The sequence below is a fragment of the Kutzneria sp. 744 genome (assembly GCF_000568255.1).
GTDB lineage: Bacteria > Actinomycetota > Actinomycetes > Mycobacteriales > Pseudonocardiaceae > Kutzneria.
The window spans coordinates 9,757,657-9,768,026 of sequence record NZ_KK037166.1 but is presented as its reverse complement, the minus strand read 5'-3'; the positions used below and the strand labels follow the sequence as shown (position 1 = coordinate 9,768,026).

Here is a 10,370-nt window from a genome sequence, read left to right as displayed (position 1 = left end):
CGGTACGCTCCCGCCCATGGATTCTCTGGCCAGGGCGGCGGCGGAGCGCGAGGAATTCGACAAGGTCGTGGTCCGCACCCATTTCGGTGACGACCAGGCGTGGGCGGCGGTGCTCTCCGCCGCCGCGGAGTCGTGGGGCGACGACGAGGACCAGGAGGACGAGGGCTTCGAGTCGACCACCTATCCGGTGGACGACCCGAGCCTCGCCGGCGTGCCGCTCGACCAGCTGCGCGACACCCTGGCCAGCATCGACGAGTACCTGTCCGTGGTGTTCATCGCCGACGAGGAGACCATGCGGGCGCCGCACCACGCGCTGCTCGCGGTGAACCTGGACGACGAGCCCAACTTCCTGGACGAGGAGGGCTCGGCGTTCGGGCGGCAGTTCCGGATCGTGCCGCGCCAGGCCTCGGGCGTGCACGTCAACCTGGCGCTGGCCAACATGGACTTCACCGACTGGGCGCAGACCGCGAAGGCGCATCCGGACGGCATTTTCCACGACTTCGACTGATCACTCCGCGTCGAGCAGCTTGTCGACGGTGGCGCGGTGGCGGGCCTGCCACTGGTCGAGGGTCTCCTCGGCCTCGCGGGCGAGCACCTGCCGCGCCTTCACCAACACTTCGTCGGCTTTCGCCTGCGGCACCACGACAATGCCGTCCTCGTCGGCGACGACGACGTCTCCCGGATGGACGGTCACGCCGCCGCAGGTGATCGTCTCGTTCAGCGGCAGCACGGCATTCTTCACGCCCGGGATCGGCACGATTCCCCGTGCGTGCACGGGGAATCCGTCCTCGCGGATCTCACCGATGTCGCGGATCACGCCGTCCAGCACGAACGCCTCGACCCCGCGTTGGTGGGCGGTCGCGCAGACGTTGCCGCCGGCCAGGGCGAAATCGGTGTCACCCGATTCGACGACGATCACCGCGCCCGGCTCGGCCCGGTAGATCGCCGCGTGCAGCATCAGGTTGTCGCCGCGCGGGCAGCGCACGGTGAACGCCGGGCCGGCGACGCGGTCGGACGACCACAGCCGCCGGATGCCGAAGTCCATCACCTGCTGCTTGCCGAGGATGTCGGCCAGGGTCGTGGTGGGGATCTCGTGGAACATGCCTCGGACGCTACTAGCACCGCCGGACCGATGCCCCCGATTAGGTGTCCCTATGCGTCGGGATTGCTGACGGTCGCCAACTCCGTCCGCTGGTCGGCCGTCAGATTGAGGTCCACGGCCGCGACCATGGGCTTGAGGTGCTCGGGCGACCGCGGCCCCACCACCGCGGAGGTCACGCCCGGGTCGGTCAGCACCCAGGCCAGGGCCAGCGTCGTCAGCGGCACGCCGTACCCGTCGGCGAGCTCGGCCAGCTTGGGCAGCGCCCGGAAAGCGCTGTCCACCGACAAATCCGTCAATTCCGGCGGCCGCAGCGCCATCCGCGAGCCGGCGGCATAGGGCTGGCCGGCGCGATGCTTGCCGGTCAGCAGGCCGCCGGCCAGCGGGCTGTAGGCGGAGAACCCAACGCCTTCGGCCCGGCACACCGGCCACAGGTCCTGCTGGGCCAGCCGGTCGAACAGGTTGTACCCGTTCTGCACGTTCACGGGCCGCCCGACCGCCGTCGCCGCCGACAACTGCGCGGCCGTCACATTGCTGACGCCGTAGGCCCCGATCTTGCCGGCCGCGACCAGCTCGTCGAAGGTCCCGATCGTCTCCTCGATCGGGACCGTCTCATCGGGACCGTGGGCCAGGTAGAGCGCCACGCGCTCCACGCCCAGCCGGGTCAGGCTGGCGTCGATCTGGCCGCGGATGTGGTCGCGGGACAGGCCGCTGCCCTCATCGGTGGGCCCGCCGACCTTGGTTGTAACGGCTATGTCGTTATGTGCCTTGCGGTCGGCCAGCCACTCCCCGATCCACTGCTCGGAGATGCCGCCGGCGTAGGCATTGGCCGTGTCGAACATCGTGATGCCGCCGTCCCGGGCGGCGTCCATGGTCCCGAAGGCCGCGTCCCGGCTGTCGCCCTTGCCCCGGAACTGGATCGGGGAGCCGATGCCGCCGAAGTTGCCACAGCCGAGAATCAGCGCCGGCACCTGCGGTCCGGCCGCCCCCAACGTCTCGTAGCGCATACCAATACCGTACTCAGGGCTTGACGATGGATTGAGCAAGTGATTTAGTCACTTCGACCGAGAGGAGTGCCGCATGTCACAGGCGCCGCAGTCCGGCGGCCTGTCCGACCGACTGGTCGACGGCCTGCTTGAGCTGATCAGCGAGGGTGCGCTGGGCCCGGGCGACAGCCTGCCCACCGTGCGTGAGCTGGCCGCGCGATTCGCCGTGACGACGCCGACCATTCGGGAAGCCCTGCGAAGACTCCAGACCACCGACGCGGTCCGGATGCGCCACGGCTCGGGCATCTACGTCGGCGACGGCATCCATCGGATGCTGATGCCGAACCCGAACTCCACGCCGCTCAAGGACGAGCACATCATCCAGCTCGTCGAGGCCAGGCTGACCATCGAGCCGGGCATCGCGGCGATGGCCGCGGCCAACCGGACCGTCGACGACCTGGAGCGCCTGGCCCGCGCGGTGGACACCGCCAAGCGCTCGGCCGACGACAACCGGCCCAAGCTGAACTTCCACCGCGAGCTGGCCGCCGCCTCCGGCAACCAGGTCCTGTTCGAAGTGGTCGATTCCCTGCTCGCGGCGAGAAGCCGGGAGCAGAGGGCCCTGCGGGCGCAGATCGAGAACCGCGGCCGCGACTACGAGCAGCACGTGGCGATCTTCCTTGCCGTCGAGTCCGGCGACGTCGAGCAGGCCCGGCTGCTGACCGAGCAGCACCTGCGCGACCTGCGCACCACCGTCACCGACCACCTGGGGACCCCCGAATGACCTACGTACCCCGCACTCACCGGCTGGCCGACCTCACGTGGCCCGAGATCGACGAGCTCCGGCCGCACGCGCCGGTCGCGATCGTGCCGCTGGGCGCCACCGAGCAGCACGGTCTGGGTATGGCGCAGCGCACCGACACCGCGCGGGCCGAGGCCGTCGCCGACATGGTCGCGCGCCGCATGTCGCCGCAAGTCGTTGTCACGCCGACGATCCCGGTGGGGATGTCCGAGCACCACATGGCGTTCCCGGGCACGCTCACGCTGTCCCCGGTGACGCTGCAGCAGATCGTGGTCGAGCTGGTGACCAGCCTGCACCGGCACGGCTGGCGCCGCATCTTCGTGCTGACCGGCCACGGCGGCAACAACGCCGCGGTCGACGTCGCGGTGTCCCGGCTGCGCGCCGAGTTCACCGACACGCACATCGCGTGGAGCGGCGTCACCCCGGTGGTGTCCGATCTGGTCAAGCAGAACTCCGACAGTCCCGTCCGCGGCCACGCCTGCGAGATCGAGACTTCGCAGGCGCTGTACGTGGATCCCGACCTGGTGCTGCCCGATCGGCTCGTGCGCGGCAGCGCAACCCTGGACGATCTGGACCCGGCCGGACGGCTGGCCCGATCGCACCCGGGCATCCAGTTCCCCCAGGGCTACGACGCCCTCAGCCGGACCGGCAACCTGGGCGACCCGCGCCTGGCCACCGCCGAGCTCGGCGCGTTACTGGTCGACGCCGTCGTCGACCGCGTCTGCGACTTCCTGACCGGCCTGATCGGCCTGCCGGACCGCAGCCCCGCCCCGCCACCCGCCCACATCGCACTGGAGACCTCATGACCGCCGCCCCGACCCGACGCCGTATCGGAGTGGCCGCCGTCGCGCTCGCCGCCGGGATGTCCCTGGCGGCCTGCGGAGGCGCCCCCGCCGGCTCCGGCAGCAACTCGCTCAACACCGTCGAAGCCGGCACGATCTCGTTCGCGTTCCGCTCCGACGACAAGCCCGTCTCGTTCGTGGACAACGGAAAGCCCACCGGCTTCCTGATCGAGCTGACCCAGGCCATGGCCGACAAGATGAAGGTGACACCGAAGTACACGGCCACCGACTTCGCGTCCATGCTGCCCAACATCCGCAACCACAAGTACGACTCGGCCGCCTTCGGCACGCTGGCCACCGACGCGCGCAAGCAGGTCACCGACTTCACCACCGCGGTGTCCTACGGCGAGGCGAAAATGGTCAGTCTCAAGGCCAAGGCCCTGTCCACTGTGGACGCCTCGGCCGGCAAGACGGTGGCGATCACCCGTGGCAGCGAGCTGATCCCGTTGCTGAAGCAGAAGGTTCCGACGGTCACTGTCAAGGAGTTCCCGAACATCGCGGCCAGCGCCAACGCGCTGACGGCCGGCCAGGTCGACGGGCTGTTCACCGGCGAGACCACGGCGCTGGACCTGGTGACCAAGCATCCGGACTACATGGCCTCGCCGTCCATCACCAGCGGTGAGACCGCGCTGCCCGTGGCCAAGGACCGACCCGAACTTCGCAAGGCCCTCGACGACGCGCTGAAGTCCGTGATCTCCGACGGCACCTACACGCGCCTGTTCGACAAGTGGAACCCCAAGGGCGTGGCCATTCCGGCCGACATGATCGCCGCCTATCCCGGCATGCAGCAGCGCCCGGGGGCAGGTTCCTGATGGACGGCCTCCAGCATGTCCTCGACACGTTCTTCGACCTGCCGCTGATCTTCGGCACGCTGCCGACGCTGCTGCGGGAGGGCCTGCTCAACACGCTGTTCCTGACCGTGTTGGCCAGCGCCATCGGCCTGGTCGTCGGCATCTTCCTGGCCGGTGGCCTGATGTCGCGGCGGGCCGTGCTGCGCTACCCCTGCCGCTGGTACGTGGACATCCTGCGCGGCCTGCCGCACATCCTGTCCATCTACCTCATCGGGCAGGGCCTGCCGCTGGCCGGCCTGAACGTGTTCGGCAGCTGGACGTACGGCTACGCCGCGCTGGCCATCGGGCTGATGGAGGGCGCGTACATGGCGGAGATCTTCCGGTCCGGCTTCCAGAGCGTGGAGCGGGGCATCGTGGAGGCCGCGCGCAGCCTGGGCCTGTCCCGGTCCAGGACCATGCGGCTGATCATCGTCCCGATCGGGTTCCGGCGCGTGCTGCCGGCGCTGACCGGGCAGCTCATCCTCGTCATCAAGAGCACGGCCCTGGTGTACCTGCTGGGGCTGGCCACCGGGCAGCGGGAGATGTTCGCCATCGCCCAGGACACCTCCAGCAACAACGCCTCGCTGTCCCCGCTGGTGGCGGCCGGCCTGTTCTACCTCGTGATCACCATTCCGCTGACCTACGCCGTGAACGCGTGGGACCGGCGGATGCGCGAGGGCCGCCCGGTCTCCGCCCTGCCGTCCGTGGAGGCCGCCGCATGACACCTCTTGTGTCAACCTCAAGATCAAAGTCAGGCCGCGATCTGGTGTTCGGCCTGGCGTCGGGCTGCGCCGTGCAGGATGGGGTCGTAGGGCGTGTTGTTTTGCCAGCAGCGCCACATGACGCGGATCCAGGCGCGGGCGAGGATGCGGGTGGCGTGGGGGTGGTCCTTTCCCTCGGCGCGGGCGCGGTTGTAGATGTCGGCGGCCCAGTCGCTGGAGAAGCGGCTGTTCGCCGCCCAGGTGGTGATCGCGGTGCGCAGCCGTTTGTTGCAGGCCCAGCGGAAGCTGACACCGCGTTGCTTGCCGGAGGCCTTGGTGACCGGGGTGATGCCGGCCAGCGCGGCGATGGCGTCGGGATGGCCGAACGCTTCGCGGGCGTCGCCCCACTCGGCGAGGATCTGTGCGGCGTTGATGGTGCCGGCGCGGGGGAAGGACCGGAAGATCTCCGCGTCGGGGTGGGTGTCCATCTGCTCGGCGATCGAGCGGTCCAGGTTCTTGATCGCGGTGTTGAGCGCGGTGAGTACGCCGACCTGAGCCAGGACCGCGTCACGGACGCCGTGGCAGGTAACGGGATCGGTCATGCCAGCCGGGGTGTCACGCAGACGGGCCAGCAGGACCGCGGCGGGTTTGCGGCCGGAGTAGCCCTGTTTGGCGCAGAACGCGGCCAGCTGTTTCTCGGTCAGGCGGGCGGCCGAGGCCGCGGTCGGGTAGCGGGTCAGGAAGGCCAGGGCGATCGCGGACTCGATGTCGGCGAAGATCGCTTTGGCGCCGGGCCAGTGCGCGTCGAGCAGCGCGCCGAGCTGGTTGATCGCGGCCACGCGCGCCTCGACGAGGTCAGTGCGGCTGCGCACGGTGGCCCGCAAGGCCTTGGTGTGGCTGGAGAACGGCGTCGCCGGCCGCAGCCGGTGGGCGCGGACTCGAAGGTAGTCGGCGATGACGTGGGCGTCGCCGGGGTCGGACTTGGCGCCGGAGAGCACCTCGGCTTCACGCCAGGTCTTGATCGCGTTCGGTTTGACCGGCACCACCGGATAGCCGGCTTCCAGCAGCGTGTCGACCAGGCGGCCGTCCGGGCGTTCGATCGCGACCGGCGCCCGCTCGCAGTCGGCGAGCTTGCCCAGCTTGCGGACCAGCTCGGCGAACCCGGCGGCGGTGTGGGCGATGGTGAACGCGGCGACTTTACGGCCGGTGGGATCGAGCACGCATACGGCGTGCTCGGCCGCCGCCCAGTCGATCCCGACGAAGAACAACGCGTCTGGCAGCGACAACCCCGTCGCCTTTCCGTTCGTGACTCGGGGCAGGCGCCAGGCGGAGGCGAGGGAACCGACAGCGGAGTGGTCACTAACCGGCGCTCTACGGCGCGTCCTCTTGTCATCGCTTCGCGGTTCCGGGGAAGCCGGGGGCGGCAGTGTCATGCAGGCCCTCGAAGGGCGACCACACTAGGCCGTCACCCCGGCTTCCGCCTGGTTCCTACCACACACGCCATGACGGCGTCTGCACGGAAGAGGGTGCACTAGTGACCACCATGACCCGCGCCGGCACCGCGGTCCGGTTCGAGCACATCGACAAGAGCTTCGGGCAGAACCAGGTGCTGCACGACATCGAGCTGGAGGCGCCCGGCGGCGCCACCACGTGCATCGTCGGCCCCTCGGGCTCCGGCAAGTCCACGCTACTGCGGTGCGCGAACCTGTTGGAGGTGCCCAGTTCCGGGCGGATCCTGATCGGCGACGAGGCGATCACCGATCCCGGCGCGGACGTCGACCGTATCCGCACCCGGGTGGGCATGGTGTTCCAGAACTTCCACCTGTTCCCCCACCACACCGTGCTGAACAACGTCACCCTGGCCCAGCAACGGGTTCTCGGTCGCACACGGGACGAAGCGGTGCAGGTGGCCCGCAGGCACCTGGAGTCCGTCGGTCTGTCCCGTTTGGAGGATCGACGGCCCGAGCAGCTGTCCGGCGGCCAGCAGCAGCGGGTGGCCATCGCCCGCGCGCTGGCGATGGACCCCGAGGTCATGCTGTTCGACGAGGCCACCTCGGCCCTGGACCCCGAACTGGTGAAGGGGGTCCTGGCGGTCATGCGCGACCTCGCCGACCGCGGTATGACGATGATCGTGGTCACGCACGAGATGCGGTTCGCGCGCGAGGTGGCGCAGCAGGTCGTGTTCCTCGACCAGGGGCGACTGCTGGAGGCCGCCCGTCCCGCCGAGTTCTTCGACTCCCCCAGATCCGACCGGCTCCGGTCCTTCCTGAAGCAGGTTCTGTGATGAGACTCGTCCCTCTCGCGGCCGCCGCCGCGGTCGCCGCCGCTTTCCTCGTGCCGGCAACGGCTTCGGCCGCGCCGGCCGTGCGCAACTACCCCATCCTGTCCCTCGGCTGCCTGTCCCGGCAGGCGCCGGCCACCGGCGTGACGACCCATGAGACCGTCACCTCCGGCGGCCTGGAACGGGAATACCTGCTGCACCTGCCGGCCGGCTACCAGCCCTTCCACCCGACCCCGGTGGTCATGGCCTTCCACGGCCGCAAGGGCGACGGCTCGGACATCGAGGCCTTCTCGGGCATCGACAACCTGGACGCCATCGCCGTGTATCCCGTGGGGGTCAAGGGCGAGGCCGACCAGCGGGCGTGGGAGAGCGCGCCGTACGCCGCCGAGGGCGTCGACGACGTCAAGTTCGTCAGCGACCTGCTGGACAAGCTCCAGGCCACGCTGTGCGTCGACCCCAACCGCATCTTCGCCACCGGCAAGTCCAACGGGGCCGGCTTCGTCTCCCTGCTGGCCTGCCAGCTTCCCTTCCGTATCGCCGCTTTCGGCACCATCGCCGGCGCCTTCTACCCCGGCACCACCACCGGCTGCTCGACCAGCGCCCCGGCACCGATCGTGGACTTCCACGGCACCGCCGACCCGACCATCGTGTACACCGGCGACGTCAGCCACGGCGTGCCCACCCCGGCGCTGATGGACTGGGCCCAGAACTGGGCCACCCACAACCACTGCACCACCGGTCCCGTGCAGACCGCCATCGGCACCGACGTCCTCCAGTTCTCCTGGTCGTCGTGCGACCAGCACGCCAACGTCACCCACTACCGGATCATCGGCGCCGGCCACACCTGGCCCGGCGAACTGGTCGACAGCGGCCCCGGCTCGGCGACCCAGACAGTCAAGGCGACCCAGGTGATCTGGGACTTCTTCAACGCCCACCCGCTCACCGCCCACCTCTGACCGGCATTCCGGGATGCTCGCCCTGTCGGGGGGCGAGTATCCCTTGCCTTTGCCGGTAGCATGAGCACGGCACCGACCTCACTCCGCCGACCGCCGGGCAGCCCGTCTTCCTTGGGGGCTTCACCATGTCGTTCGGACGGACGCTGACCGGATCCGCCCCGGGCCTGGCCGGAACAGAAACTGTGCCAAGTTCGTCCAGAGATCCCTCTTTCACCGAGACCACGCTGATCCGGTCGGCGCTGGCGGCGATCGGCGTGCTGGCCGCCGTCATCTACGCCTGGGGCATCACGGTCCGGCCGGTGCACAACTACTACGCCTCCGCGGTCCGGAGCATGGCCGGCAGCTGGCGGGCGTTCGTGTTCGGCGGGTTCGACCCGCAGGGCTCGATCAGCATCGACAAGATCCCCGGCGCGTTCTGGTTGCAGGCGTTGTCGGTCCGGGCATTCGGCTTCCACGACTGGTCGGTGGCGCTGCCGTCGGTGCTCGAAGCCGTGGCGACGGTCCTGGTGCTGTACAAGGTGGTGCGGCGTTGGGCCGGGCCGGCGGCGGGACTGCTGGCGGCGCTGGTGATGGCCTTGACGCCGATCGCGGCGGCGTTGGCCAAGGCGCAGATCGCGGACACGCTGCTGACCCTGCTGCTGGTGTGCGCGGCCGGCGCGTGGCAGCGCAGCGTGCTGGATGACAAACCGCTGTGGCCGTGCGCCGTGTGGATCGGCCTGGCGTTCCACGTGAAGATGGTGCAGGCCTGGCTGGTGTTGCCGGTGTTCGCCCTCTGCTACCTGGTGTTCGCGCGCCGGCGTCTCGGACGGCTGTTCGTGGCCGGCGGCGTGGTGCTGGCGGTGTCGTCGGTCTGGGTGGTGATCACCCTGCTGACCCCGGCGGCCGACCGACCGTACATCGACGCGACCAGCGACAACAATCCCCTGAGCATGGTCCTCGGCTACAACGCGGCGAGCCGGTTCCGCGGCGGCAACGGCTGGCGGGATCTGTTGTCGGAGCACACTTTCGTGCAGATCGGTTGGATGTATCCGATTTGTCTGCTGGCCGTCGTGCTCGGTCTGTTGTGGACACGTGAGCGCAGCGGGTACGCGATGTGGGGCATGTGGCTCGCCGTGCACCTCCTGGCCTTCGGGTTCGGGCAGTTCCGTCACGCCTACTACGTGGTAGTGCTGGCGCCCGCCGTGGCCGCGCTGACCGGGGCCGGGTTGGTGTTGTTCTGGCGGGAACGTGCCCGTCGCCCGTGGTTGTTGCCGATGGCCGTGCTCGTTTCCGCCGGTTGGGCGCTGGCGCTCCCCCACAGATCACTGACCGCGGCGGTTGCGGTGTTGGCGTTGTTCGCCGTGCTGGCCCTGCTGGCCGCCCGCTCGTCACGGCTGGTAGCGCTGGGCGCGGTCGTCGGGCTGGTCGCCGTGTTGATCACCCCCACCGCCTGGACCTTGTCGACGGATCAGGCCGTGGCGAAGGCCAATGCCGCCAACCCTTCGGTGGGAGCCAAGCCCCGCAAGCCCCATCTGCTGTCCAAAGAGGACCGTTCGCTGCTGGATTACGTGCAGCGGGGCAGCGGGAACGCCCGGTACGTGCTCGCCGTCGACGGCGCCGGTCCCGCCGCGACGCTGATCTCGCAGGCCGGGGCGAGCGTGCTGCCGATGGGCGGTTTCAGCGCGAAGACGCCGTTCCCGACAGCATCGGAGTTCCGGTCGCTGATTCACACCGGGCAGCTTCGGTACGTGCAGGGCGAGGTCAAGAAGCCGGCGAAGACCGTCGCGCAGAAGAACGTGGCCTGGGCCGCCGAGCATTGTCCGCAGGTCCGCCCGCACCTGTACGACTGTGCAGGAAAGTAGGCCGGAGAGCGCTCTCCTGCTGCTCGCGGGCGTAC

The 10,370-nt window shown here is 69.6% G+C and carries 11 protein-coding genes; 8 read left to right on the top strand and 3 right to left on the bottom strand.

Translation table 11 applies throughout. The features are described from left to right. Positions 1–16 precede the first annotated feature (16 nt). A complete protein-coding gene (locus KUTG_RS44690; RefSeq protein ID WP_052396148.1) occupies positions 17–508 on the top strand; it encodes a DUF6924 domain-containing protein in 492 nt (163 codons plus the stop codon). Here the strand turns inward: KUTG_RS44690 and KUTG_RS44685 are convergent, their stop codons facing one another. Together KUTG_RS44685 and KUTG_RS44680 are read right to left on the bottom strand one after the other, a co-directional pair. Next, positions 509–1,102: an RraA family protein gene (locus tag KUTG_RS44685; protein WP_043725870.1), complete on the bottom strand. Its 594-nt coding sequence runs from the start codon at positions 1,100–1,102 to the stop codon at positions 509–511. Positions 1,103–1,152: 50 nt separating this feature from the next. Continuing rightward, a complete protein-coding gene (locus KUTG_RS44680; RefSeq protein ID WP_052396147.1) occupies positions 1,153–2,106 on the bottom strand; it encodes an aldo/keto reductase in 954 nt (317 codons plus the stop codon). A 73-nt stretch (positions 2,107–2,179) separates the two neighbouring features. Here KUTG_RS44680 and KUTG_RS44675 point away from each other — a divergent pair, with 73 nt between their 5' ends. The 4 genes from KUTG_RS44675 to KUTG_RS44660 are packed head-to-tail and all read left to right on the top strand — an operon-like array spanning position 2,180 to position 5,278. Next, positions 2,180–2,866, top strand: a complete 687-nt coding sequence (locus tag KUTG_RS44675; protein ID WP_043725867.1) for a FadR/GntR family transcriptional regulator — start codon at positions 2,180–2,182, stop codon at positions 2,864–2,866. Then, positions 2,863–3,690: a creatininase family protein gene (locus KUTG_RS44670; protein WP_052396146.1), complete on the top strand. Its 828-nt coding sequence runs from the start codon at positions 2,863–2,865 to the stop codon at positions 3,688–3,690. The genes KUTG_RS44675 and KUTG_RS44670 overlap by 4 nt, the downstream gene beginning before the upstream one ends. Beyond that, the gene (locus KUTG_RS44665; protein WP_043725866.1) at positions 3,687–4,538 is read left to right on the top strand and encodes an ABC transporter substrate-binding protein; all 852 of its coding nucleotides are present in this window, start codon (positions 3,687–3,689) and stop codon (positions 4,536–4,538) included. The genes KUTG_RS44670 and KUTG_RS44665 overlap by 4 nt, the downstream gene beginning before the upstream one ends. Further along, the gene (locus KUTG_RS44660) at positions 4,538–5,278 is read left to right on the top strand and encodes an amino acid ABC transporter permease (RefSeq protein ID WP_043725864.1); all 741 of its coding nucleotides are present in this window, start codon (positions 4,538–4,540) and stop codon (positions 5,276–5,278) included. The genes KUTG_RS44665 and KUTG_RS44660 overlap by 1 nt, the downstream gene beginning before the upstream one ends. Before the next feature lie 29 nt (positions 5,279–5,307). Here the strand turns inward: KUTG_RS44660 and KUTG_RS44655 are convergent, their stop codons facing one another. Then, positions 5,308–6,543 carry an IS110 family RNA-guided transposase gene (locus tag KUTG_RS44655; protein ID WP_043714337.1) on the bottom strand — a complete coding sequence of 412 codons (1,236 nt, stop codon included), beginning with the start codon at positions 6,541–6,543 and terminating at the stop codon, positions 5,308–5,310. 257 nt (positions 6,544–6,800) lie between these two features. Between KUTG_RS44655 and KUTG_RS44650 the strand changes: the two genes are divergently transcribed. The 3 genes from KUTG_RS44650 to KUTG_RS44640 all read left to right on the top strand — a co-directional run bounded on the left by KUTG_RS44650 (position 6,801) and on the right by KUTG_RS44640 (position 10,335). After that, positions 6,801–7,541: an amino acid ABC transporter ATP-binding protein gene (locus tag KUTG_RS44650; protein WP_043725861.1), complete on the top strand. Its 741-nt coding sequence runs from the start codon at positions 6,801–6,803 to the stop codon at positions 7,539–7,541. Continuing rightward, complete coding sequence (locus tag KUTG_RS44645) at positions 7,541–8,494, top strand: CE1 family esterase (RefSeq protein WP_043725860.1); 954 nt, start codon at positions 7,541–7,543, stop codon at positions 8,492–8,494. The genes KUTG_RS44650 and KUTG_RS44645 overlap by 1 nt, the downstream gene beginning before the upstream one ends. Positions 8,495–8,676: 182 nt before the next feature. Then, the gene (locus KUTG_RS44640) at positions 8,677–10,335 is read left to right on the top strand and encodes an ArnT family glycosyltransferase (RefSeq protein ID WP_198047531.1); all 1,659 of its coding nucleotides are present in this window, start codon (positions 8,677–8,679) and stop codon (positions 10,333–10,335) included. Positions 10,336–10,370 lie beyond the last annotated feature (35 nt).